13 protein-coding genes and 1 riboswitch are annotated in these 25,925 nt (G+C 60.9%); of the genes, 8 read left to right on the top strand and 5 right to left on the bottom strand.

Going from position 1 to position 25,925, the window contains the following annotated elements; all coding sequences use genetic code 11:
• Positions 1–63: 63 nt before the first annotated feature.
• From DLM86_RS24100 to DLM86_RS24110, 3 genes are all read right to left on the bottom strand, one after another.
• Positions 64–2,433 (bottom strand): S-layer homology domain-containing protein, encoded by a 2,370-nt coding sequence (locus DLM86_RS24100; RefSeq protein ID WP_158289642.1) that lies wholly within the window; start codon positions 2,431–2,433, stop codon positions 64–66.
• Positions 2,434–2,480: 47 nt separating this feature from the next.
• Positions 2,481–3,560 (bottom strand): copper amine oxidase N-terminal domain-containing protein, encoded by a 1,080-nt coding sequence (locus DLM86_RS24105; RefSeq protein ID WP_110842632.1) that lies wholly within the window; start codon positions 3,558–3,560, stop codon positions 2,481–2,483.
• A gap of 127 nt (positions 3,561–3,687) precedes the next feature.
• Positions 3,688–3,779, bottom strand: a riboswitch (cyclic di-GMP riboswitch).
• Positions 3,780–3,834: 55 nt separating this feature from the next.
• Complete coding sequence (locus DLM86_RS24110) at positions 3,835–5,994, bottom strand: WG repeat-containing protein (RefSeq protein ID WP_110842633.1); 2,160 nt, start codon at positions 5,992–5,994, stop codon at positions 3,835–3,837.
• Positions 5,995–6,300: 306 nt separating this feature from the next.
• Between DLM86_RS24110 and DLM86_RS24115 the strand changes: the two genes are divergently transcribed.
• A complete protein-coding gene (locus tag DLM86_RS24115) occupies positions 6,301–6,510 on the top strand; it encodes a hypothetical protein (RefSeq protein WP_245954871.1) in 210 nt (69 codons plus the stop codon).
• A 479-nt stretch (positions 6,511–6,989) separates the two neighbouring features.
• On the opposite strand, the gene DLM86_RS24120 is transcribed toward DLM86_RS24115, so the two are convergent.
• On the bottom strand, positions 6,990–7,823 hold the full coding sequence (locus DLM86_RS24120; protein ID WP_110842635.1) for a stalk domain-containing protein: 834 nt from the start codon (positions 7,821–7,823) through the stop codon (positions 6,990–6,992).
• Between the two features lie 292 nt (positions 7,824–8,115).
• Between DLM86_RS24120 and DLM86_RS24125 the strand changes: the two genes are divergently transcribed.
• A complete protein-coding gene (locus DLM86_RS24125) occupies positions 8,116–11,337 on the top strand; it encodes a M60 family metallopeptidase (RefSeq protein WP_110842636.1) in 3,222 nt (1,073 codons plus the stop codon).
• 60 nt (positions 11,338–11,397) lie between these two features.
• A complete protein-coding gene (locus DLM86_RS24130) occupies positions 11,398–14,511 on the top strand; it encodes a polysaccharide lyase family 8 super-sandwich domain-containing protein (RefSeq protein ID WP_110842637.1) in 3,114 nt (1,037 codons plus the stop codon).
• A 270-nt stretch (positions 14,512–14,781) separates the two neighbouring features.
• On the opposite strand, the gene DLM86_RS24135 is transcribed toward DLM86_RS24130, so the two are convergent.
• A complete protein-coding gene (locus DLM86_RS24135) occupies positions 14,782–19,677 on the bottom strand; it encodes a cadherin-like beta sandwich domain-containing protein (protein ID WP_110842638.1) in 4,896 nt (1,631 codons plus the stop codon).
• 185 nt (positions 19,678–19,862) lie between these two features.
• Between DLM86_RS24135 and DLM86_RS24140 the strand changes: the two genes are divergently transcribed.
• From DLM86_RS24140 to DLM86_RS24160, 5 genes are all read left to right on the top strand, one after another.
• Positions 19,863–20,552, top strand: coding sequence for a response regulator transcription factor (locus DLM86_RS24140; protein WP_158289643.1), 690 nt, complete (start codon positions 19,863–19,865; stop codon positions 20,550–20,552).
• The gene (locus DLM86_RS24145) at positions 20,549–21,979 is read left to right on the top strand and encodes a HAMP domain-containing sensor histidine kinase (protein ID WP_110842640.1); all 1,431 of its coding nucleotides are present in this window, start codon (positions 20,549–20,551) and stop codon (positions 21,977–21,979) included. Before DLM86_RS24140 ends, DLM86_RS24145 begins: the two co-directional genes overlap by 4 nt.
• A gap of 441 nt (positions 21,980–22,420) precedes the next feature.
• Entirely contained in the window at positions 22,421–23,977 is a 1,557-nt protein-coding gene (locus tag DLM86_RS24150; protein ID WP_425453996.1) for a type 2 periplasmic-binding domain-containing protein, read from the top strand.
• Between the two features lie 78 nt (positions 23,978–24,055).
• Entirely contained in the window at positions 24,056–25,027 is a 972-nt protein-coding gene (locus DLM86_RS24155; protein ID WP_110842641.1) for an ABC transporter permease, read from the top strand.
• A gap of 15 nt (positions 25,028–25,042) precedes the next feature.
• Positions 25,043–25,924, top strand: a complete 882-nt coding sequence (locus tag DLM86_RS24160) for a carbohydrate ABC transporter permease (protein ID WP_110842642.1) — start codon at positions 25,043–25,045, stop codon at positions 25,922–25,924.
• The last annotated feature ends 1 nt before the right edge of the window (position 25,925 follow it).

Genomic DNA, 25,925 nt, shown 5'->3' on the forward strand with positions numbered 1-25,925 from the left:
TTTCACGAGCCGACAAAAGGCGGCGGACACCCCTTATGAAGCATCCGCCGCACGCTCGAATTCCTAATAAATCGGCTGCATGAAACGGCCGAACATGTTGGCGCAGTCTTCCCGCGTGACGTTTTCGTCGACCTTCAGATCGCCGGACTTGTACATCATGCCGTTCAAATACAGCCAGGCGACGGCCGGCTTCAACCAGTCGGGATACTGCTTGCCTCCCGTATATTGGCTGACGATCGTATCCTGGTACGAAGGGTCGAGGTCCGGGATTTGTCCGCCGTAGCGCCAAGCGAGAGCGCGGTACATCATGACGTACATTTCCCGATGCGTAATCGTCCGGTCCGGCCGGAACGTGCCGTCCTCGTACCCTTCCAGCAGCCCGTTCGCCACCGCCGCCGCCACCGCTCCGGCGTACCAGTCGTCCGCATCGACGTCCCGGAACGAATTCGCGTACGTCTCCGCCGGCAGCTTGAAGAAGCGGGAGGCGATCGCGGCGAACTGCGCCCTCGTCACGGTGTCGTGCGGCCGGAACGTGCCGTCCTCGAACCCGGTCAGAATGCCCTGCGTCATGAGGCTGTAAAGGGAGCCGGCTTCGCTCGTTTTCACGTCCTTGAACGTCACTTTGTTTTGCAGGCTGTTGTCGTTCAGAAAGGCGGCCAATTCGTTCGGCTTGCCTTCCGGGCCGGGAGCGCTTCGGCCGATGTACAGGGCGTCGGCCGGAACGGCCGTTCCTTCCGGTACGGTGAAGTAGACCGAACCCGTGCTGCCGCGGCCGCTGTAGGTCAGCTGGCCGAGCTTGGCGATCCGTTTGCCGTAACGGTCGTAGAAATAAATGTCCGCGGAGCCCTGACCCGGGTCGCCGTACACGTTCAAATTCATCAAGCCGCCGATATACCCGGGACGGGGATCGTCGTCCTTGAACAAGTTCGAGCTCGAATAACCGGCGAAACGGTCCGTTTGACCTGCTTCGAACCCTTCCGACACCATCGCCGTATCCGCCAAATTCGTCGTACCGTCCTTGAAGTTGACGCTGTAGCGATACGTGCCGTCCGCAGCGATCGGAATGACCGACAGCTTCAGGCTGCCCGGCGCCGTCAGAAGGGCGGGCACCGCCGCTTCGTAGGGCGAGGCGCCTTTGTCGACGGTGGCGAAGGGCGCGGCGTCGTCGCCGGCGAACAAGGCGTATCCGCGGAGCTCCTCCTCGTGAGGAGACGCTTTCCACGTCAGCTTGCCCTCGATGACGCCGGGCGCCGGATTGGCGTCGATAAACCGGACATCCTGCGCGTACAGGTCGTTGCCGGCGTAATCCCGCAGCTCGACTTTGCCGAAATCGACCCCTTCCGCCGCCGGCAGCTCGGCGAACGCGCCGATCGCGGCCGCGCCTTTCGGAACGGCCGTTCCTTTCGGGATTTGGTAATAATAGTAGCCGGCCGCATCTTCGTATGGAGCTTTCGAAATAAGGCCTTTCAGCTTTCGGTTCGACGCGTCCAAGAAGTACAGGCTGTACACGAACGGGGAGCCTCCGGTCGAATAGTCCTTCTTCAGAAAGGATTCATCGTCCGCCTCGAACCGGAATTGGCCGCCGATCAAGCCGGGCCGTTCGTCGGTGTCGGTAAACCGGAGCTCCGACAGCTTCGGCGTGCCGGACGTTTTCACGCCGATCCCGGACGTCTCGCCCGAGATGTCGTCGACCATATCCGCGTAACCGGCCGGCGCATCGCCCCCGCCGCTCGTCAGCGGCGCCACCTTCAGCGTAATGAAAGCCGAGCGGGCGGGGAAATCGCCGCTGTCGAACGGAATGTCGTACGCTTCCTTGCCCGGCGCCAACAGCGATTCCGGCACCTGCAGCGGCAGCCAGTCGGTGCCGTTGAAGTAGGTCAGCCGGTAGCCCGTTACGCCGGGAAAGCCGGGCGCCGCCTTCCAGCGGATCGCCCCTTTCAAGCCGCGTTTCGGGTTTTCGTCCGCGAACGACACGTCGGTGACGAGGGAGACGGGGCGGTCCCAGATGTAGACGATCGCGCCGCTGTCGCTTTCGCCGTCCGCATTTTTGGCGAAAATGCCGAACGAGTCCGCCCCGGGCGGCAGCGCGGTGCCGTTCTCGATGTTCAAGCCGTAATAGCCGTCGGTGAAGTCGAACCCCATGCTGCGCGTATAGGCGCGAAATTCCTCCTGCTCCTTGACGTTGACGTTCCCCACGTAACGAATTTTGCGACCCTTCGAATCGGTGAAATAGACGGCGTAATCCGTAATGCCGGCTGCGTTTGCAGGGGGCTTGAATTCGACCGTGCCGTACAGCTTGCCTTTCTCGTTATGGCTGTCCGTGAAGCGGGCCGATTCGGCTTTGGCCCAATCGGCGGCTCCGGCCGAGGGTGCGCCCAGCAGCAGTGCCGCGGTCAGGGCGACGCCGCATGCGAGCGTCTTGGCGATGGTCATGGCGATAAACTCCTTCTCCGGCTTATGTAAGATGCAATCGTGCGTTGTTACTTTACGGGGACTCCGTCGTCGAACGAACCCCGGAAGCGGACGGTTCCATCCTCGGCGTACAGCGTACCTTCTCCGTCGGGGGCGAAGTCCCGGTTCAGCTTCCCTTCGTACTTCAGCGTCCCGGATTCGTAGTACAGCTTGCCGTGCAGCGGATAGCTGTACTCGAGCTCCCCCTCGAAGAAAGGCTTGCCGTTCGCGTAATACCATGTACCGAAGCCGTTGCGGGTGCCGTTCTTCCAGACGCCGACGAAGCGGAGGGTTCCGTCTCCGTAGTAATATTCGCCCGGACCTTCGGGGACGCCGTCCCGGAACGAGCCGACGAGACGGTGGCCTTGAGGGAAGTAGCACGTCCCCGGACCGTTAATGCCGTTGTCGTCGAACGTAGCGTCGTACCAGAGCGTGCCGTCGGACCGGTACAGCTTGCCTTTGCCTTCCATGGCGCCGGCGGAGAAGCCGCCCTCGTACATGACGGTCCCGTCGGCGTAATATTTGACGCCCCGGCCGTCGGGCAAACCCCGGCGAAACTCCCCCTCGTAAAGGAGCGCCCCGTTCCAGTACAGCTTGCCGCGCCCTTCGCGGACGCCGTCCTTCGTCTCTCCTTCGTACACGAACAAATCCCGCGCCGGGCCGATCGTGACCGTCGGTCCTTCTTCGTTCCATACGACCTCGCGGCCGGTCGCTTCGCCGACGAAGCGAAGCGGCACGTAAGCGGTGGAGCCGACGAGACGCGGGGCGAGGGGCATCCGCTTGACAGCCCCGTTAATATCCGCCTGTGCGCTGCCGATTTGCAGCCGGATCATAAGGGCGTCTCCCGTCCCGGTTACGGTTTGCGTGTCGGCGTCCCACTGCACCTTCAAGCCAAGCGCTTCGAATACGGGACGGAAGGGGACCATCGTCGTATCCCCGAGCATCAAAGGAGGCGTCTCGAAGCGGATCGGCCGGCCTTCCGCATAGACGGAAATGTCCGGCTCGGCCGAAGCTCGGGGTGCGGCGGGGAGCGCGAGCAGCACGGCAAGCGCTCCGCACAGGAGCGCCCTGATGCTTGTCCGATGCCGAATGAGTCGATTCTTGTTCAATCCTTATTCCCCTTTCCGGTTGGCCGCTGCCCGGCGATAAAGCGCAAAAAGCCTGCGCCACAAAAGCGCAGGCTGAAACCGAATCGATACGCGAAACCGAATTCGATTACGGCGTGCTCGCTCGCATGCCGGCAACCTGGCGATCGTGGCTCCGTAGGGCGGAGCGGTAGACCCATGGCTTTGCGTCACTCCCTTTCGGGAGTTTTGCCACCTTCATTATAGGTCGTACATCCTAGATGATGCAACAAATTTCGACTTGCGTTGCGGGTCGGACTCAAGCTCGATGGAACGACTTCCAGAACGCCCCGTTCGTATCGACGATGTCCGCCAATTGCGAGAACGGGATGACGAATGTCGGGAAGCCGGCCGCGTAAGGGGCGATCTCGTACGGCGGGAACAGGATATGCAGCGCGTCCTCGGTGACGTGGAACAGCTGGTCCGGCTTCACCTCCACGGTGCTGTCGGGAAACACGTAAGAATACTCCGGGTTCGTCGCGATTTGCTTCTTCACGATGTCGGTCAGCGTCTTCGTAAAGGGCGCGCCCGGCTTGAACAAATCCTTCAGGGCGTACATGTCGCCGTTCGCCAGGTTGAGGTGGACGTATTCCCTCGACGGCATGCCGTGGGCCGCACCGAACGGATAGTTGTAGGCGAACAGCTCGAGGACGAGCAGGTCGTCCCGGTAAAAGACGACGTCGAAGTCGCCGGTATAATCCGCATCCAGCTGCTTGTCGGCGGGAACCGGCTTCACGGCCGACAGCCGCTTCAGCTTCTCGTTCGTTCTCCGTTCGACGGCGGGATCGGCCATCCCTTCGATTTGCGGGTAGTAGACGACGTAGTCCCGGTTCGGCCGGTACTTCATCTCCCGGATGAGGTAGGGGGGCTCGAGCGGGATCGTCGGGTCCGGCTTCCAGACGGGCTTGCCGGATCGGTCGTAATACGACCTCCGCTGATCGACGTCGGCGCCGATCAGGCTCCCCGTAAATTCCAGCGAACCGCTGCCCTCGAGCCGGGGGAGGCCGGCGGCCGGCTTGCCGTTACGGTCGATGAAGTACGTGTAGTTCCGGTCCGACACGGACGAATAGCCTTTGTCGAACGGGAGCATCTCGTAAAAGTCGAACCCGGTCAGCCGTCTGCCGCCGGTCGTGGCCAAGGCGTACTTGGAGCCGATGTAAGCCCGGGCCGGATCGATCGCCTGGCCGATCGCCACCCGCTGGTCGCCGAGCGGCAGGATGTCGTTGTACTCGGCCGGAATGACGAACGCGCCCGACTTGTCGATCAGCCCGTACCGGCTGTCGGGCTGGCCCGCCGTATCGACAACCGCCCGGCCGTCACGGAACGGCATGGCCGCCGTGAAGCGGGGAGGGATGACGACCCGGCCTTTCTCGTCGATGTAGCCGTACTTGCCGTTCGGCTCCCGCTGGAACGACATCCGCCCTTCGCTTAACGGTCCGACGGACGCCTGACGGTAGGTGGCGAGCCGTTGGCCGTTTTTGCCGATCAGCGCGTATTCGCCGTCCTTGATCTTCACGACCGCCCGGCCGTCTTCGAAATCGCCGGCCTCCTCGTACCGGGCGGGAATCGCTTCCTTGCCTTGACGATCGAGATAGCCGTACCGGGTATGTCCGGCTTCGTCCATCCGGTTGAAGACGGCCCGGCCGTTTTTGAGCGTACCGATGTAATCGTAGGCACGGGGCGTGAGGATGTGCCCGAGGTCGTCCATCATCTTGGACCCTTCGCGATCATAGACGGTAGCGACGCCCTCCGAGAACGGGGAAATCGAATCGTACACGGGCTTGGCCACGTAGTCGCCCTTCGCGTCGATCACGCCCTGCTTGCCGTGCTGCTGCACGACGGCCAGCCCGTTGTCCTGGAAGCTCATCGCGTACTCGTACGTCGGGGGAAGAACCGTCCGTCCGCGCTTGTCGATATAGCCCCACAGCGTTCCCCGCGTCGTTTTGACCGGAATCGGGTAAAGGCGGATCGCCCGATCTTCGCCGGTCTCCCGGTCGGCGTCGTCCGTCCGATAGCCATCGTCCGCGGGGAGCTCCCGCCAATCGGGGGCGATATCGGTTAGCCCATATTCGGTCCATTGGTAGATGGACAGCCGGGGGCGGCCGTCCCGGCGAGCCCAGCCGACGATCACGTCGGCCCGGTACGGATCGCTCGTATGGGCGGCGTAGAAGGCGCCGATGCCGTCGCCCTTGCCTTTCTCGGCGGCGACGGGCACCCATTGCGCGCCGTTCCATTTGAAGACGACGACGTACAAGTCGTCCTGCCACCGGCAGGCGCCGATCCATTCCGGCATTCCGTCCCCGTCCACGTCCGTCGCCACGACGGGAGAATCGCCGTACGGCCACTGATCGGGTATGACCCACTCGGCCCCGGCCGGCAAGGCCGCGCGGAGCCAGTGAAGTTCGTTTCTCATCGACATGCGAGTCAAACTCCTTATGTTCGATTTTGGATGTTTGCCTACAGCATATGGGCGAACGGGCGGATTGGTGAGGAAAAGGGGGATAGGTGGAGTTGATTGGCGGGTTATTTTGTCGATATTCCTTGATGATCCTGAATATCACTCGTAGCTCGCATTAAGTAAGATTATTCGCTACAATAATCGTTGAACGGATTCGCGTTGCAGGCGACTGACAAGAGGGAGCAATATATAGGGGTGTAGGGTCCGATGGGAAAATTTAGGTGCAGGTGTGGAATGGGCTTATCGAATCATAGGATACCTAATGATGTGGAGTTGATTGTCTACACCAGTGTAGAGTGGGAAGTCATTAATGAAATTGATTCATTGGATTATATGCCCGAACCCAAATATGAAGTATGGCATTGTAAACAATGTGATAGAGTCCATGTTTTCAAAGGCTCAAAACATATCAAAACATATCGGGTAGAGCTTATTGATGAGGATAACGAGCGAGAAAACCATGTTCTTGATCCTTGATGAAATAAGGGTGATTATCGATAATTGATGTAAGCTCCACTTGCACTAATCGCAGATCATTTGTTACAAACACGTCCGCTGGGGCAACAATAGCGGATGCGATTACCAATGCCCTTTCGGCAACCGGGCTGGCATAGAGCAACTCATATTGCTTCTCTCAAGCTGAGCTTCCATCCCGAATCGGTTTCACGAGGATCTCTGGAAATGGCTAAGCAACTGCCGAATAGGTTCCTTCCTCCATCTTCTCAAGCAACCCTTTCGCTTTGTCGCCAAATGGTGGGTGTTGCTCAAACACATAAATATATGTTTGTATCCAAAGCGATTTTTCTACAAGGGGTGCTCGCGATCAGGCGAAGTAATGGAGAACGCCCCCCGACGATTGTTGGAGGGGACGTCTGGAAAACGACGAATGCGGACAGGGCTCCAAGCGAGCTCCGGTCCGCATTTTTTCATGTGAGAACGCCGTCGTTCGTACCGCGCTACTCCAATAGCCCGCAATTGGCTTCTTTCAAAACGGTATTCATACCCTTCTTAAAATCCTCGATGTACTGCTCCAGCCCTTGCGGATTGTTGGGGTTGTTCCGGTTGTAATTGGCCACCGCTTCTCGGACCCGCGCGTCATAGGCGGCGATCATCTCGCGGCACGCCATTCCCGGATATTGCGCCTGTGGCGTCTCGGGCTCCGGCGGCTTGTTGGGCACATAGCCGCTTTTCCACTTCTCGACGGTCGCTCTTTCCCATTTGCTCACGAATTTATAATCTTCCAGCTTCTTGTTATGAAACTCCAAGGCATCCGCCTTCCGCACGATCACCCTGCCCGCAACGTCATCCAAATGAATGATGTCGATCACAAGCGTCTCCGCCGTCGAATCGATCAAAAACTTCGATAAGGCCAGTATCCGATCGTTATCCTTGTTCGAATCGTTCGCCTTCTTCAAGTCGACCTGCAAATACGGGCCGTATTCGTTGTAGGTCAGCCGCACGTTTCCGGCTTCGTGCTCTTTCGCTTGTTCATTCATCTTTTTCAGATTGCCGGAAAACGACTGGGAAGGGTCGGGCAAGGTGAGCTCGACGTTGTAGTTGTCGGCATCCCATTTGACGTCCACACCCGCTTGTTTCAGCAAATAGAGCGGCACCAACGTGCGCCCTTCGCGAATGACGGCCGGTACATCCTCGACGAGCAGTTTTTTCCCTCCGGCGATCACGTTGACGATCGGATCCCCGTTGAAGTCGCCATGAAGGCTGGAGGCTTGGACGACGCCGGCGCAGCCCAAGACCAGCAGCACGCTGGCGGCCGCATATTTGATTTTCATATGGAGTCTCCTTCCAAAGATTGTTATCACTTCCTCCCAGAATACCAAAATTCGCCCAATATCGGTGAAATATTTTCTATCCCTATTAAAAAGAGGAAACCGCCGTTCGGAAAAAAATACGGTCCGATCTTTAATATCGGCTGTAGCAGACGTCCGACCGTCCGCTTTATAGTGAAAGCGGCAGCGCAGGAAGCTGTACGACCGCTCGAAACGGAGGGGATAGGCCGAAACCGGAATGCGGTTTATACGATCGCGGCGCTACATTCGATAAAAAGGAGATGAATCGAAGAGAATGAACAGACACGCCAAAAAATCGGTTCGATTGCTCGCTTCTTTGGTTGCGCTTACCATTTGCGTTCTACCGCCCGTCTCGACTCTAAGCGCGGCGGCTGACGGCACGCTTTCCAGCTCCGTGCAGAATTCGACCGCTGCAAGGGCGGCGACGCAGCACGACCTCGACGTCATATACAAAGATTTGTCCGGCTATCCGTCCGTATCCGCCACCTATAACGGCGGCGTTGCGGCGATCGGGGACAACGCTTTCGTATTGGCCGTGAATCCCGATACGACGCCGATTTTGGCGGCGGCCCGCTACGGCGCGGGCAAGGTGGTCGTCGCCGGCGACGACTCCTACTTCAAGTTTACGCCCGATATCGCCGACGACCGGAAAACGGTGGCCCGCAACATCCTGCTGTGGCTGACCGAGGACTCGGATACGTTGACGTACCAGGAGGCGCTGGACGGCAAAGGGAAGCTGCCCATGCTGTCGGCGACGTGGAAAAATTACAAGATCGAAAACGGCGCGCCGATCGAGCTGTTCAACGCGGCGAAGTTCACGGCGGAACATCTCGACCCGGCCCGCTACCCGGTCGCTTATGTCGACGGAACGCTTCGTGCTGAAGAGATTGATGCTCTGGAAGCCTATGTCCGTCAGGGCGGGCATGTCGTCGTTCCTTTGAAGGGATGGGTGATGGAGCAGTATCCGCACGTCTTCCTCGGCAGCGAATACGAGGGACGCTCGGGCAAGCTGAGCGACGATTTTCCGGTGCAGCGGCTCTTGAACCGGATGGGACTCGGCTTGATGAACAATACGGCCACGACCCGGACCGCGACGCTGCCCAAGCTGACGGCGGAGCAGTCCGCCAACTACCATGCGGTCAAGCTGGTGGAGCAGGCCAAGGCGATCGAGGCCGGCACGCTGTCCCCGGACGACGTGAACGTCGGTCCTCCCGGAGCGGACGCCGCCAAGAAGCTGCAAATTATCGCGGCCGTCGCCGGGGGCACGTTCAGCAGCGTATCTCCCGCAAGCCCGCTGTACGAGGCGGTGCAGCGCGATGCGGCCGAGCTGGACACGCGGCTGGCGTTCCCGCTCGACCGGTCCAAGGCGCCTTACACGAGCGCGCTTCTCGCCTACAAGCTGAACCGGGTCGGCACCAATCTGGACGCGCCCAAGTCGCCGTACGCCGATAACTTCCCCGGCGCGGTTCCGGCCGGCGCGCCGACCGTGCCGAATCGGGTCGTCCGCGTCGACTTCGACTATTCGACGTTCGATTATTTGCGCCAGGGCACGGTGCCGAAAAACTGGATCAGCACCGGACTGTATGCGCCCGCAGGCGAGTGGGTGACCGTCAACGTTCCGGCCGGCACGACGAATTTGGACGTGCAGGTCGGGGCGCACACCGACAATTTGACGAGCCAGAACGTATGGAAGCGCGTCCCCGTCATTACGCAGCGCAAGACGCTCGTCCCCGGCGAGAACCGGATCCGCAGCCCTTACGGCGGCTTGATCTACTTGATCCCGACGAAGCCGCAGCCGGGCGTCGCGAAAGACATTTCGATCGCCGGCGGGTTCGCCGCGCCTTATTACGTGCTCGGGCAGACGTCCGCGGACGAATGGAGGACGACCGTCCGGAACAACCCCGCGCCATGGGCCGAGCTGCAAGGGCGCCGCGTCATCGTGACGCTGCCGTCGGAAGTCGTTCGCAGCCTGGACGACCCGCGGGAGCTGATGGAGAAATGGGACGCCATCGTCGACTACCAGGACGAGGTGGCGGGCCTCTCGCCGGATAATCCGCTGCCGCATAAAAGCGCGAACCTCCCGTTTCGCTACGTGGCGGACCGGCAAATCAGCGCGGGCTTCATGCATGCCGGCTACCCGATCATGTTCCAGATCGACCCTTCGGCGGCCCACGCCGTCGATATCAACCGGGTGACGCGAGGCGGATGGGGGTTCTGGCACGAGACGGGACACGAGTTCCAGCAGGGGGCTTGGAACTGGAACGTGACGGGCGAAATTACCGTCAACATCTACTCCCTCTATGTCCAGCAAAAGTTCGGCAACAGCAGCAACCTGCTGATCCGCAACGCCGAAGGAAAAGACTTCTACGACCGCGCCTTCGATTATATGGCGAGCAGCATCCCGAACAAGTCGTTCGGCGATACCGCCCAGCTGGACCTGTTCGGCTATCTGGTCCTTTTCCGCCAGCTTTCTCTCGCTTACGGATGGGAATTCTACGCCAAGCTGCACCGGGCGTACCGGGAGCTGCCGGCGGCTCAACTGCCGAAGACGAATCAAGAGGAAATCGACACCTTTGTCGTCATGGCTTCGAAAACGGCCGGCGAAAACTTGACCGCGTTTTTCGACAAGTGGGCGGTGCCGTATTCCAAGGACGCGGTGCGGGCGCAAATCGCCGCCTTGAACTTGCCGATGCCGGCGCAGGATATCTGGACGCTTCGGGAGACGAACGTGCTGAGCGCTCCGGAGATCGTCCTCGAGCCGGCCAAGGAATGGCATAACGGCGAGGTTCGCGTGACGGTGAACGTGCAGACGTCCGGTACCGCCGGCTTGCGAGGCCAATACAAGCTCGGCCCTAACGGCAAGTGGACCGATTACACCGGTCCGGTAACCGTAGAGGCCGAGGGAGGGACGGCCGTATACGCCCGCTCGGCCGAGCTGTCCGGGGTGACCGGCCCGGAAGCGGTCAAGACGGTGAAAATCGACCGGATCGCGCCGGCTGTCGAAGCGACCGTTACGCAGTCGGTATATCAGACCGAACGCTTGACGATCCCGGTTACCGTCTCCGACGGGGAGAGCGGCGTAGCGGCGACGACCGTTCGGCTGGACGGCAAGGAAGTCGCAGCGCCCGTCGCCATCGAGCCGTTATCGCTCGCCGCAGGGCCGCATACGCTCCGCGTGGAGGCGGTCGACGCCGCCGGCAACGCCGTCGCGAAGGAGTTCGCCTTCGAAGTCGCGATCGATGCCGCCCATCTGGCCGAAGCGGTCCAAGCGGGAAGGGCGAAGGGGTGGATCGGCAACGAGGGGATCGCTCGGAGCCTATTGGCCAAAATCGAGCGCTTGCAGCAGCAGCCCGCAGGCAGCCAGGAAGCGTCGAACGCCCTGAATGCGCTGGAAAACGAGGTGAACGCCCAGTCGGGCAAACATATCGATGCCGGATTTGCCGGACTTCTGATCGGCGATATCGCCTACATCAAGAGCCGGAGCGCCAATCCGTAATAGAGAAGGGCGGTCGGAAGGCCGCCCTTCGTTCACTTTCCATCCGAAGGAGGCATTCTAATGAGAAAAATGCTGCTGCTGCTGATCGTTTTCGCTATCGCCATTCCGGTTCTGTACGGCTCGGCCGTTTCGGCTGCCGACGAATACGATGCGCTTCGCCTAAAGTGGCGCGACTACTTGACCGGAGGGACGGAGGTCGATCCGTCCGATCCGGATTACGCCAAGGCGATCGAACGGATCGCCCGCAGCGTGACGAATGCGGAGGGAACCGGCGTCTGGGACCGGATGAACAAGGCGCCGGACCGGGGCTACCTGTGGAGCGATTTGACCAGCACGACGAACTCCGCGCAAGTATCGTCCCACTACACCCGGCTGAAGGAGATGGCGCTCGCGTTCGCGACTCCGGGCTCTCCGCTGTTCGGCGACGAGCGGTTGAAAAACGATATCGTCGGCGGTCTGGATTGGACGTACGCGAACCGGTACAACGAGCGCAAATCCGAATACAACAACTGGTGGGATTGGGAAATCGGCTCGCCGATGCTGCTTGCCGATACGATGACGCTGATGTACGACCACCTGTCCGCGACCCAGATCGCCGACTATGTAAGGGCGATCGACAAGTTTTGTCCCGACCCGACGAAGCGGACGAATTTGAGCAATTTCGAGGAAACCGGCGCGAACCGTCTGGACAAGGCGCTGATCGTCGTCCTGCGGGGCATCGTGACGAAGTCCGCCGCCAAAATCGAGCAAGGGCGCGACGCCATGAGTCAAGTGTTCCCGTACGTGACGAAGGACGACGGATTTTATCGCGACGGCTCGTTCGTCTTCCACGACAACTTGGCTTATACCGGAAGCTATGGCTCGGTGCTGCTCGGCGACATCGCCAAGCTGCTTTACTTGCTGACCGGCTCCTCCTGGCAGGTGACCGACCCGAATTTGGACAACGCGTTTCGGTGGGTGACCGATTCGTTCGAGCCGCTCGTGTATCGGGGAGTCATGATGGATATGGTCAACGGCCGGTCGATTTCCCGGAAAGACCGTTCCATGTGGGGACCGATCTCGACGATCGCCTGGATGGCGGAATTCGCCCCGCCCGACCGAGCGGCCGAATACAAGCGCATCGTCAAAGGATGGCTGACCGCCAACCCGTGGCTGCCGTCGCTTTACGAGAAATCGGGGTTGAGCGCGATCCGGATGGTCAAATCGATCCTGAACGACCCCGCGGTGCAGCCGAAGGGCAGCCTGATCATGAGCAAGCCGTTCGCGGCGATGGACCGGTACGTTCACTTGCGGCCCGGCTTCGGGTTCGGCATCAGCATGTCGTCCGCCCGGATCGCGAACTTCGAGTCCGGCACCGAAAACTTGAAGGGCTGGTACACGGGGGACGGCATGACGTACTTGTACAACAGCGACATCGACCAGTTTTTCGACGGCTTCTGGCCGACGGTCGACGCGATGCGGCTGCCCGGCACGACGTCGGACGGCGCCACGCGCCGGCATTTGCGGACCACGTCCAAAACATGGGTGGGCGGCTCGTCGATCGACGGCTTGTACGGAACGGCCGGGATGGATCTCGATCCCGACAACAGTACGCTAGGCGGGAAAAAATCGTGGTTTCTGTTCGACGACGAAATCGTCGCCTTGGGTGCAGGGCTTACCAGTACGGATAACCGCAGGGTGGAGACGATCGTGGAAAACCGCATGATCGCCGGCGACAACGCGTTCACCGTAAACGGAGAAGCGATGCCGTCGGAGCTCGGATGGTCCGAGACGATGGAGAGCGTCTCATGGGCGCATCTGGCCGGCAGCCGGCCGGGCGCGGACATCGGGTATTATTTCCCGGACCGTCCGACGGTGAACGGCCTTCGGGAGCAGCGAACCGGCAGCTGGAGCGACATCAATACGCTGATGAATCCGACCGAGCCGATTACCCGCAACTACTTGAGCCTGTCGCTCGATCACGGCACGAATCCGTCCGGCGAATCGTATTCGTACGTCCTGCTGCCGAACCGGGACGCCGCTTCCACCGGAAGCTATGGCGCCGATCCGGATGTCGGGGTGCTGAGCAATACGGAGCGTCTTCAGGCGGTGCGGGAGCGCAAGCTCGGGGTGACGGGCTTGAATTTCTGGCAGGACGGCACGTACGACTTCGTCCGCAGCTACCAGCCCGCCTCCGTCATGATCAAGGAGGACGGTGACGAGCTGACGGTCGCGGTGTCGGATCCGACGATGCTGCAGGAGAAGCTGACGATCGAGCTGGGCAAAAGCGCCGTATCGGTCCTTAGCGCCGACGAAACGGTCGCCGTCACGCGCAAAGCTCCGTACATCCGGCTGGACATCGATACGGCCGGATCGCTTGGCCGAACGCACACCGTCAAGCTTCGCATCAATCCGGCGAGCCGGAATCATCTTCCGGATGTGAACCGGGTGACGGTCGACATCGCCGAGAGCAGGCTGTATCGCGGAGATTCCGCAAACGTTGCGGTTACCGTCACGAACCTGGGGGAGCGCACCCCGGGAGGCACGCTGGAGCTTCGGCTGCCGGACGGCTGGACGGCGAACGGACCGCTCCGTTACCCGATCCGGTCGCTCGGCCCGGACGAATCGGCGACGGTGACGGCGACCGTATACGTGCCTTCGAACGCCGCGTATGCCCGGCACCGCATCACGGCCGTGCAGAAAACGGGGAACGCGACGTTCGAAGGGTCCGACGCCGTCGATGTCGTGAAACGGAACGTGGCGGCGGGCAAGCCGGCCTCGCAATCCAGCACCGCTTTCGGCGGGGTGCCGGAGCGGGCGGTGGACGGCAACACGAACGGGGCGTATTCGGCCGGCTCCGTATCCCATACCGCGCCGGAAGCGCAGCCTTATTGGCAGACGGACCTCGGGGCGGATTACCTTGTCGACGAAATCGTCCTCTGGAACCGGACGGACTGCTGCTCCAACCGGCTGAGCCAGTATTACGTGTTCGTCTCCGACCGCCCGTTCGAGAGCGCCTCTCTGGCCGATACGCTCCGACAGCCCGACGTCTGGTCGACGTACGAATCCGGAACGGCGGGCAGGCCGACGGCGATCGAGGTGGGCCGGACCGGGCGGTACGTCCGAGTGCAGCTTTCCGGGACGAACCCGCTCAGCCTGGCGGAAGTTCAGGTCATTTCGTCCGGCAATCCGTAAAAAAAGGCACGGCAAAACCGGCTGAAGGATACGACGCTCGCGTTTGCGACCCCGGGCCTCCGCTGTCTGGCGACGAGCGGCCGAAAAACGATATCGTCGGGGAAGTCGAGATCGAGCGCCCGCGTTAGACGGACTTTCCGATTCTTCCAGCGGAATCCCGCCGAGTAGCGCCCCGATTCACCTAACGCTAAATCAACGGGTCGAAGGTTTCCCGCAACGACGTTCAGTCGTTCCTGGGGATACCTTCGACCCGTTGAATCTGCCGGTATATTAAGCTTGAGAATCCAATATTCGAAGAAGCAGCGTCACGGCCTCCGCTCGCGTCGCTTGGCCTAGCGGGTCGAACCGATTGTCGTCCGCGCCTTCCAGCAAGCCCGATGCGCGGAGGGCGGCTGCCGCTCCCTTGGCCCAAGCCGGGATAAGTTCGTCATCCGAGAATCCGGTGGCGGAGCCGGTCGGAGCGGATACGTTCACCGCCGCCGCGATCATCGCCGCCATCTCCGCACGCGTCACCTCGGCATTCGGGCGGAAGGTACCGTCAGCATAGCCTTTGACGATTCCCGCCTCCGCCGCTTGGGCGATAGCTTCCTTCGACCAGTCCCCGAATTCCTCCGCATCTGCGAAAGTCGGTGCCGTGCCGGACGGCGGGAGCTTCAGCGCTCTCGTCAGCATGACCGCGAATTCCGCCCGGGTTACCGTACGATCCGGCTGGAACGTGCCGTCGGCGTACCCGGCCACGAAGCCGGCGCTTACCGCCTGTCGAATGTTCGCTTCAGCCCAATGTCCCGCCGTATCCCGGAAGGTGATTTCCTCGATCGGCGTTTCCGGCGCTCCCGGCGTTTCCGGCCCGGCCTTCTCGTCTACGGCAAACACGGCGAATTTTGTGAAATGGTCGACCTCCACGCGAATTTGATTGCCGGTGACCTCGCCGCCTACTTCCACCCATTCCCGCTTCTTTTCGTCGAAATAAAACACGACCGGCTTTTGATCGGGCCGCAAGCTGCCGGGATCGAACGAAAAGATCAACGCGACCGGCTCATCGAAGTTTTCCGTCATGCTTTTCGTGATTTCGTAGATCTTGCTGACCAAAATGTCTTGGCCTGTCGGCAGATCTTGATGGTCCTTCACTTCTTCGATCGCGATTCGCAGCGCCCGGTCGGAAGCGCCGGCGGGAACGACGACCTTGATCGCGTCGTTCAGGCTCACTTCGCCCGATTGCCCCGCGGACAATGACAGCTCGCCGTTATCCGAAATCCGGTTATTGTTGGAAGGGGCGGGCCCGGAGGACGAGGGGGCCGGGGAAGACGAGTCGGATGGGGACGACGAGTCGGCCGCCCGCGTCACCGTTACCGTATACGTCTTCGTCGTCACGCCGTCCGGCGCCGTCACGACGATCGTGATCGCGTTGCCGCCGACATGGAGCGCGATCGCGTCCGACGCCGAGCCGCTTGCGACCGTCTTGCCGTTTACCGTCAACGTCGCACCGGCTTCGGCTGTCGTCGGCGTCACCGTTACGCTGCTTACATCGTTCGGCACGCTGGCGGTGTAACCCGCAGTTTCCGCCGTGAACGACGGGGTCAGCGCAGCACCGCCGGAGAGCGCGAGCCCGCTCAGGTTCGCGTTGCCGATCGGCGCCGGCTCCGCCCGCGTCACCGTTACCGTATACGTCTTCGTCGTCACGCCGTCCGCCGCCGTGACGACGATCGTGATCGTGTTGCCGCCGACGTTTAACGGGATCAGGCTCGACGCGTCTCCGCTAAGCACCTTCTTGCCGTTCACCGTCATGGCCGCGGCGGGCTGTGCCAGAGTCGGCGTAACCGCAATGCTGTCCACCGCATGAGGCACGCTCGACGTATAACTCGTCGTCTCCGCCGCGAAAGTCGGATGGAGCGCCGCGCCGCCGGAGAGCGTCAGCCCCTTCAAGTCGGCATTGAAAAGCGGAGATTTCGCCCGTATCACCGTCACCGTGTACGTCTTCGTCGTCTTGCCGTCCGCCGCCGTCACGACGACCGTAATCGCGTTGCCGCCCACGTCCAGCGCGATCGCGTCCGATGCCGAGCCGCTTGCGACCGCCTTGCCGTTCACCGTCACCGTCGCGCCTGCGTCCGCGGTCGTCGGCGTCACCGTCATTTCGCTCACGGCGTTCGATACGCCCGCCGTGTAGCTCGTCGTCCCCGCCGCGAACGTCGGGTTGAGCTCCGCGCCGCCGGAAAGCGCGAGTCCGCTCAGGTTCGCGTCGCTGCCGGGAAGCGGCGTCGGCTCCGCGCGCGTTACCGTAATCGTGTACGTCTTCGTCGTCACGCCGTCCGCGGCCGTCACGACGACCGTAATCGCGTTGCCGCCCAAGTCCAGCGCGATCGCGTCCGACACCGCGCCGCTTGCGACCGTCTTGCCGTTCACCGTCACCGTCGCAACGGGGTCGGCTGTCGTCGGCGTCACCGTTACGCTGCCCACGTCGTTCGGCACGTTCGACGTGTACCCTGTAGTCTCCGCGGCGAACGCCGGGGTCAGCGCTGCGCCGCCGGAGAGCGCGAGCCCGCTCAGGTTCGCGTTGCCGATCGGCGCCGGCTCCGCCCGCGTCACCGTTACCGTATACGTCTTCGTCGTCACGCCGTCCGCCGCCGTCACGACGATCGTGATCGTGTTGCCGCCGACGTTTAACGGGATCAGGCTCGACGCGTCTCCGCTAAGCACCTTCTTGCCGTTCACCGTCATGGTCGCGGCGGGCTGCGCCAGCGTAGGCGTAACCGCAATGCCGTCCACCGCATGAGGCACGCTCGCCGTGTAGCTCGTCGTCCCCGCCGCGAACGCCGGATTGAGCGCCGCGCCGCCGGAGAGCGCCAGCCCCTTCAAGTCGGCATTGACCAGCGGCGATTTCGACCGCACCACCGTCACCGTATACGTCTTCGTCGTCTTGCCGTCCGCCGCCGTGACGACGACCGTAATCGTGTTGCTGCCGTCCTGGAGCGCGATCGCGTCCGATGCCGCGCCGCTTGCGACCGGCTTGCCGTTCACCGTCACCTTCGCTCCCGCGTCTGCGGTCGTCGGCGTCACCGTCATTTCGCTCACGGCGTCCGATACGCCCGCGACGTAGCTCGTCGTCCCCGACGCGAACGCCGGGGCCAGTTCCGCGCCGCCGGAAAGCGCAAGCCCGCTCAGGTCCGCGTTGCCGATCGGCGCCGGCGCCGCCCGCGTCACCGTAATCGTGTACGTCTTCGTCCCCACGCCGTCCGCCGCCGTCACGTCGACCTTGATCGTGTTGCCGCCGACGTCCAGCGCGATCGCATCCGACGCCGAGCCGCTTGCGACCGCCTTGCCGTTCACCGTCACCGTCGCGCCTTCGTCCATCGTCGTCGGCGTCACGGTTACGCTGCTCACGTCGTTCGGCACGTTCACCGCATAGCGTCCGGTCGAGCTGTCGAACGCGGGGGCGAGCGCCCCTCCGGACAACGACAAGCCGCTCAGATCCGCCACGCTGTATTGCACGATCGTCCCGCCTTCCCCGACCGCCACATACATCCCTTTGCCGTAGGCGAAGCTGCGAAGCGTCTTCGTCGTTGCCCACGACAAGTCGCTCCACTCGACTCCGTTGGCGGAAGACTTGATCGTGCCGCCGTTGCCGACGGTGAAGAACCGGCCGTTGGCGAAGGCCACGCCGAAAATATGCTCGCTTAAATACGGAGTGCGCTCCTCCCAAGTGACGCCGCCGTCCTCGGAAACCAGAACCGTACCCACCGAGCCCCCGGCCAAAAAGATGCCGTTGCCGTACCGGACGCTTCCCAAAAACAGATCCGTCCCCGAGACGCGGGGCGTCCAGTTGTCGCCGTCCGGGGACGTCACGATCGTTCCGTTCTCCCCTACCGCCACGAACATGCCGCCGCCGAAGGCTACCCCGTAGAATAGCTCGGTCGTTCCGGCGGAACGGGTCGCCCAGGTTTCCCCGTCAAAAGAAGACAGGATCACCCCTCCGCTGCCGACCGCCACGAACTTGCCGTTGCCGTAGACGACGCTCCAGATCGGATTCGTCGTCCCCGACGTTGCCTGATGGTTCGTCCACGAAACGCCGTCGGCGGAGTTCAGGACCATGCCGCCGTACCCGACCGCCACGAATCGGGAATTGCCATAGGCGATGCCGAGCAAGCCGTAATCGACGCCCGACGAGCGCGCCGTCCAGTCGATGCCGTTGTCGGAGGTGACGATCGTACCGGCCGCGCCGACCGCCGCGAACCTGCCGTCCCCGTAATCGACCCCGCTTAGGTTTTGCATGGTGCCCGAATCGGGCGTCGTCCAGGTCGACCCTTCGCTCGGAATGAACACCGTGCCGGAGGCGCCGGCGACGACGAATATGCCGTTGCCGTATCCGATCCCATAGAGCGTATTCATCGTTCCCGAGGATCGACTCGTCCAGTCGATGCCGTCGGCGGAAGTTAACGCGAGACCGTCGGCGCCAACCGCCATAAACTTCCCGTTGCCGTAGGCGACATCGTGCAACATGGAGTACGTCCCCGTGTCGGCAACCGTCCAGGTCGTTCCGTCCGCCGAATAGAGGGCGATGCCGCTGTACCCTACTACGACAAACTTTCCGTTGGCGAATACCGATGCCGTCAAATTGCCGCTTATGCCGGCGTCGCGCGCCGTCCACACCGTACCGTCGGTCGAAGTCAGGAGCGTCGACGAAGCGCCTGCCGCGACGTACGTGCCGTTGCCGTAGGCGATACCTCCCAAATGGTTCGTCGTGCCGGACGATTGCTTCGCCCAGACGATGCCGTCGGCGGAAGTGAGTATCATTCCCTTGTTGCCGACCGCCACGAACATGCCGTTGCTGTAGACGACGTCGTTCAAGTACTCCATCGTGTCCGACGAGCGCGCCGTCCACTGAATCCCGTCGACGGAAGTGAGGATCGTGCCGAACATCCCTGTCGCCACGTAGGTCCCCCCGCCATAGGCGACGGCATACAGATCCATATGGGTTCCCGAGCTTCGACTCGTCCACGTCGTCCCGTCGGGGGATGTTTGCACGGCTCCTTCGTCCCCCACGGCGACGAACAACCCCCCTCCGTATTCGACGGCTCTCATGCTGCCGGAAGCGGCGGACGACGGAGACGGGAGCATCCCCAGCAACAAAAACATCATCGTCCATATCGCGATGCTACGTTTGATGATCAATGCCTCACACACCTTTGCTCCATATTGTCGATTGCCTGATTCCTTTTTATTGTAGAGGGGGATTCTTCCCCCGTATCTTAATGAAGTCTTAATGGAATGTACCGCCGCGAAGGCGACGATGTTCTTTTGGCACCGCTCCTGCTATGATGGAATCGCAGCCTATGTGCGGGGGAGAGGTCGAGTTTATGGAACGGATTTTGATCGTTGACGACGAGCCGGAAATTCGCGAGCTGATCCGGTTTCATCTGGAGCGCGCGGGATGGGAAACCGTCGAGGCGGAGTCCGGACGACAGGCGATCGAACGGCTTCGGGAGAGGCCCGTCTCGCTAATCGTGCTGGACATCATGATGGATGACGGCGACGGCTTCGAGCTGCTGCGCCATACAAGGGAGCATTGCCCGGACACGCTCGTGATCGCGCTTAGCGCACGCCGCGAGGTGCAGGATAAAATCGACGCGCTTGGCCTCGGAGCGGACGACTACGTCACCAAGCCGTTCAGTCCGATGGAGCTGCAAGCCCGAATCCAGGCCCACTTCCGCCGGCACCGTCCCGACGGACATCATCGGCCGGATGTCATCCGGTTGAACAAGCTGGTGCTCGATATCGACAATTTCGTGCTTTATAACGACGGGCGGCGGCACGACTTGACCCCGGTCGAGTGCGAGCTTCTGCAGTTTCTTATGCGCAACCCCGATCGGGTGCTGACCAAACGGGAAATCTACAAGCACATTTGGCAGCATGAAAATTACGACGACAACAACTTGAGCGTGTTTATAAGCCGCATCCGCAAAATGCTCGAAAGCGCCCCCGATTCGCCGGTTCATCTGCATAACATTCGCGGGGTCGGCTATCGCTTCTCGGGGGACGGGCGATGAAGAGCCGCACGAAGCTATGGCTCGTTATGCTGATCGGCGCTGCAAGCAGCATCGTCTTGTTTTTTACGATTTCCATGGTCACGGGGAAGGCATGGAACAAGGGCTACGACCTGAACTCGCTGAATGCCGTCTCGCAAGGGACGCTGACGTCCATCGAGCGGCAGAACGCATTCTCGGGAACGCGGCTTCGAGCGATTCTGGACGAAGCGCATGCCCGGCACCCGGAGCTTCGTCTGGAGTGGCTGGCCGCGGACGGATCGACGCTTTATGATACTTCCGGCCAATCGCACACTTACGACTTCCGCCAATTGGCCGAGCGCTTCGTCCATATGCCGAACAACTTGTGGAGCGAAGACGGCGTGGTCACGCTCGTGGATACGGCCGAGCATGGCGGACAGTCCTATTATTTGCTGGTAAGCTTGTCCAGCGAGGCGATGAAGCCGGGCCAGATTTACTTTTACTTGCGCACGTACCAGACGCTGATGGCGTTCGCCTTGCCTTTTCTGGTGGCGGCGCTTTTGCCTTACGGGATTTCCCTATGGTTTTTCTCATCGTCCGATCGGCGCATTCGAAGGCTCAACACCGCGCTGAATCGGGTCGGGATTCGAAGCGACGCGGTCTTGCTGGAAGACGGATCGAGAGACGAGATCGGCCAGTTGACCCGGCATTACAATTCGATGGTGGAGCGGATTCGCAGCCAGGCCGCCCAGATCGGGCAGTTCGAAAATCGGCGCAGGCTGCTGCTGTCGAACTTGTCCCACGATTTGCGGACGCCGCTGACGATGATTCTCGGCTATGCCGAAACGATCCGCACCGGCGGGTACAAGGACGAAAACGAGCTGCAGACCGGAGCCAAAATTATTTTGCAGCGCTCCCGGTACATGGACAAGCTGTTGGATCAGCTGCTCGACATCGCCCGGCATGAAGATCATGTGCCGGAGCTTCGTCCGGCCCGGCATAACTTGTCGGAGCTGCTGCGGAAGATCGTCGCGGACTACCTGTTGGTCTTGGACGGAAAGCCGTTCGAGGTGGCGGCGGACATCCCCGACGACGACATCGAGGTCGTCTTCGACGCGCCCCTGATCGAACGCGCCTTGCGCAATTTGCTGGACAACGCCGTTCGCTACGGAGGTGACGGACAGTTTCTCGGGGTCGGATTGGAGGAAACGGCCGATGAGGTGCGGCTGACGGTCCGGGATCGGGGCAAAGGCGTCGCAGTCGAGGACCGGGAACGGATTTTCGAGCGGTTTTACCGCGCCGACGGCGGGCGCAAAGGCGAGGGGCTCGGTATCGGTCTGTCGATCGTCAAGGAAATTGCGGAGCTGCACCGCGGTACCGTCCGGTTGCTCGCGCCCGCCGAAGACGGCGGAGCGGAAACCGTCTTTGAGCTCCGTCTGCCCAAAACGCCCGTTTCGCTAAAAGCGTAAATTCCCCCATTATCCACCTCAAGCCGCAGCCCGCCTCGACAAAGCGGGTTGCGGCTTTTCCCGGTTCATAACGTTGCCCGACGCGTTTGATTGGATTCCGGGACGAACCCGCTCAGCCTGGCGGAAGTTCAGGCCATTTCGTCCGGCAATCCGTAAAAAAGGCAGTGCATCTTAAATAAAAGCAGTGATTCGGCTTAAAAAAATATTGTACCCTAGTAAACGTGGAAGTGTTCAAATGGAGGCGCCGCCGGTAAAGTGAGAGCCGTAAGGTTCGAAACGGCCGGCGGACGATCGATATGCGGCAACCTGCTGCAAGCAAGCCGCGAGCCGTGCACCCGACGGTCGGATCTTACCTATTCGCTCACGCATAAACAAGGGAGGGGCATCGAATTGGCTCGACACAAGCTGAAGCAAAGCGGCGCGGTGCTGCTGGCCGCCGCGATGGCCGCGGCGGCGGCAGGCTGCGGCGGTTCGTCCGGGGATAAACCGGCGGCGGACAACGGACAGGAGGCGGCCCCGAAGCTGACCAACTTGACCTACTGGGTGCAAGCCGTCAGTCAAGTGACCGCGACGATGAAAAGCTACAACGAGATCGAAGCGTACAAGGAGCTGGAGCGCGTCACCGGCGTCAAGGTGGACTTCCAGCATCCGCCGCAAGGCCAGCAGGCGACGGAGCAATTCAACCTGATGATGACGTCCGACAAGCTGCCGGACGTGATCGAATATTCGTGGACCGGTTATCCGGGCGGGCCGGAGAAGGCGATCAAGGACGGCAAAATCGTGAAGCTGAACGACCTGATCGACAAGTACGCGCCGAACTTCAAAAAAGTGCTGGCCGACCATCCCGACTGGAAAAAAGAAATGATGACTGACGAAGGAAGCATTTACGGGCTGCCGTTCATCCGCTCGCACGAGCAATTGAAAGTGTTCCTCGGCCCGACGATCCGCAAAGATTGGCTCGACAAGCTGGGGCTGCAGCTGCCCACGACGATCGACGAATGGTACGCCGTCTTGAAAGCGTTTAAAGAACGGGACCCGAACGGCAACGGCAAGCCGGACGAAATTCCGCTCTATCTGGCGAAGGGCGACGTCGACACGTCGACCGCGTTCCTCGGCGCCTTCGGCATCAACGCCGGCTTTTACCAGGAAGGCGGCAAAGTGAAATACGGCCCGACCGACCCGAAATTCAAAGAGTTTTTGACGCTCATGAACAAATGGTACAAGGAAGGGCTGCTCGACAAAGATTTCGCCACGACCGACGCGAAAATGCTGGAGGCGAAAATTACCGGCGGCCAGATCGGCTCGGCCGTGCTGTACACCGGCAGCGGCATCGGCAAATATGCGACGCTCATGAAGGACAAGGACAAAAACTTCCGGCTCGTGGCCGCGCCGTATCCGGTTTTGAACAAAGGCGACAAGCAAATTTGGGGGTACAAGGACTTCTCCGTCGCGCCGACGAGCGCCGCCATTTCGACGAGCAACAAAAACCCGATCGAAACGATCAAATGGCTCGATTACGGGTACTCCGAGCAAGGCACGCTGCTGTTCAACTTCGGCAAGGAAGGCGTCAGCTACACGATGCAGAACGGCAAGCCGACGTTCAAGCCCGAAGTGATGAACGACCCGACGGGGCTTCCGCTCATCCAATCGATGTCGAAGCATAACCGCGCCACGTTCAGCGGTCCGTTCATGCTCGATATCCGCTTCGACGAGCAGTATACGAACTCGCCGGACCAGCTGGAATCGAAGAAAATATGGGCCGCCCCGACGCTCGAGAAAAAAATGCCGCGCACGACGCCGACGAAGGAAGAGAGCAGCCGGTATGCGTCGATTATGGCCGATATCAACACGTACAAGGACGAAATGTATTTGAAGTTCATTATGGGCGCCGAGCCTTTGGATAACTTCGACAAATACGTGAAGACGATTCAAGGGATGGGGCTCGACGAAGCGCTGAAAATCCAGCAATCGGCTTTGGAGCGTTACGCCAAACGTTAATCGGGCGCGGGCAAAGCGGGGGAAGCGCCGTCGCCTCCTCCGCCGCCCGCATTTTACATCGGGAAAGTGGGGATTCGGTTGTCTGCTGCACGGCACTATACGCTCGAAAACCGGGATGCGGCCGTTTCCGTCCGAGAGCCGGGAACGTGGAAGACGATTGCGAAGGATTGGAAGCGGAATAAAATCATTTACCTGCTGGCGCTGCCCGTCGTCCTGTATTACGCCGTGTTCCACTACGGTCCGATGTACGGGCTGCTGATCGCGTTTAAAGATTACAGCATACCGGACGGCGTCTGGGGGAGCAAGTGGGTCGGGTTCGACCATTTCCGCAATTTTTTCGAAAGCTATTACTTTTGGCGGCTGCTGCGCAATACGGTTCTGATCAACGTCTACGAGCTGCTGTTCGCCTTTCCGGCGCCGATCATCCTGGCGCTTTTGCTGAACGAAATCCGCGGCGGCTTGTTCAAGCGCGCGGTGCAGACGATATCGTATTTGCCGCATTTCATCTCGATCGTCGTCGTCGTCGGGATTCTGTTCGATTTCCTCGCGAGAGACGGATTGGTCAACCAAATCCTAGCCTTCTTCGGCATCGAATCGATCCAGTTTATGAAGGAGCCCGGCTGGTTCCGGACGCTGTTCGTCGGCTCGGGCATATGGCAGGGCGTCGGCTGGGGCTCGATCATCTACCTGGCGGCGATCGCCACGATCGATCCGACCTTGTACGAAGCGGCGAAGATGGACGGGGCCGGCCGATGGAAGCAGATGCTGCACATCACGCTCCCCGGGATGATGCCGACGATCGTCATTATCTTCATTCTGAACATGGGCTCGATGATGAGCGTCGGGAGCGAGAAGGTGCTGCTCATGTACAGCCCGCTCACGTACGAGACGGCGGACGTCATCTCCACCTTCGTGTACCGGAGAGGCGTGCTGGAGACGGACTACGGCTTCACGGCGGCCGTCGGGCTGTTCAATTCCGTCGTCAGCTTCGTGCTGCTCATGTTGTCGAACGCGATCAGCAAGCGGGTCAGCGAACACCATTTGTGGTAGAAAGGGGGCAGGGCCATGCCGAACCGGTTATCCGCCGGAGAAAAAGCGTTCACCGTCTTCAATACGCTGTTCATGCTCGGGCTTTGCTTTGCGACCTTGTACCCGTTCGTGTACGTTGCGCTCGCCTCGCTCAGCGACCCCGCCTCGCTCGCTCAGCACCGCGGACTGCTGCTCAAGCCGCTCGGCGTCAACTTCGACGCCTACAAGGCGGTGTTCGACAACCCGATGATCACGACCGGCTACCGGAACACGCTGTTTTATGTGGCGGCCGGGACGGCGATCAATCTCGTGGCGACGGCGATCGGAGCGTACGTGCTGTCGCGGAGAAACCTGTATTTCAAAAACGCGCTCATGCTGCTGATCGTCGTCACGATGTTTTTCGGAGGGGGCTTGATTCCGACCTACCTGCTCATCAACAAGCTGGGCATGCTGAACACGGTTTGGGCGCTGCTCATTCCGGGAGCGATCGGCACGTTCAACATGATCATCATGCGGACCGCCTTCCAATCCGTTCCCGCAAGCCTCGAGGAATCCGCGAAAATCGACGGGGCCAACGATCTGACCGTGCTGTTCCGGATCATTATTCCGCTGTCCATGCCGGTCATCGCGGTCATGATCTTGTGGTACGCGGTCGGGCATTGGAACTCGTACTTCAGCGCCTTGATCTACCTGCGCGACCGGGAGCTGTTCCCGCTGCAGCTCGTGCTGCGCGAAATTTTGATCACGAACACGACGGACGGCATGATGACGGGAGCGGCGGCGGAGGACAAGATCGCCATAGCGGAAACGATCAAATACGCGACGATCATCGTGTCCACTTTGCCGATTTTGCTCCTGTACCCCTTTCTGCAAAAATATTTCGTCAAGGGCGTCATGATCGGCTCGTTAAAAGAATGAC

The organism is Paenibacillus flagellatus (assembly GCF_003217775.1).
In the GTDB taxonomy this organism is placed as follows: domain Bacteria; phylum Bacillota; class Bacilli; order Paenibacillales; family NBRC-103111; genus Paenibacillus_AB; species Paenibacillus_AB flagellatus.

Excerpts from the sequence above, each read along its gene's own strand:
- DLM86_RS24100 (WP_158289642.1), bottom strand. The coding sequence starts at position 2,433 with ATGACCATCGCCAAGACGCTCGCATGCGGCGTCGCCCTGACCGCGGCA.
- DLM86_RS24110 (WP_110842633.1), bottom strand. The coding sequence starts at position 5,994 with ATGTCGATGAGAAACGAACTTCACTGGCTCCGCGCGGCCTTGCCGGCC.
- DLM86_RS24120 (WP_110842635.1), bottom strand. The coding sequence starts at position 7,823 with ATGAAAATCAAATATGCGGCCGCCAGCGTGCTGCTGGTCTTGGGCTGC.
- DLM86_RS24125 (WP_110842636.1), top strand. The coding sequence starts at position 8,116 with ATGAACAGACACGCCAAAAAATCGGTTCGATTGCTCGCTTCTTTGGTT.
- DLM86_RS24130 (WP_110842637.1), top strand. The coding sequence starts at position 11,398 with ATGAGAAAAATGCTGCTGCTGCTGATCGTTTTCGCTATCGCCATTCCG.
- DLM86_RS24140 (WP_158289643.1), top strand. The coding sequence starts at position 19,863 with ATGGAACGGATTTTGATCGTTGACGACGAGCCGGAAATTCGCGAGCTG.
- DLM86_RS24145 (WP_110842640.1), top strand. The coding sequence starts at position 20,549 with ATGAAGAGCCGCACGAAGCTATGGCTCGTTATGCTGATCGGCGCTGCA.
- DLM86_RS24150 (WP_425453996.1), top strand. The coding sequence starts at position 22,421 with ATGGCCGCGGCGGCGGCAGGCTGCGGCGGTTCGTCCGGGGATAAACCG.
- DLM86_RS24160 (WP_110842642.1), top strand. The coding sequence starts at position 25,043 with ATGCCGAACCGGTTATCCGCCGGAGAAAAAGCGTTCACCGTCTTCAAT.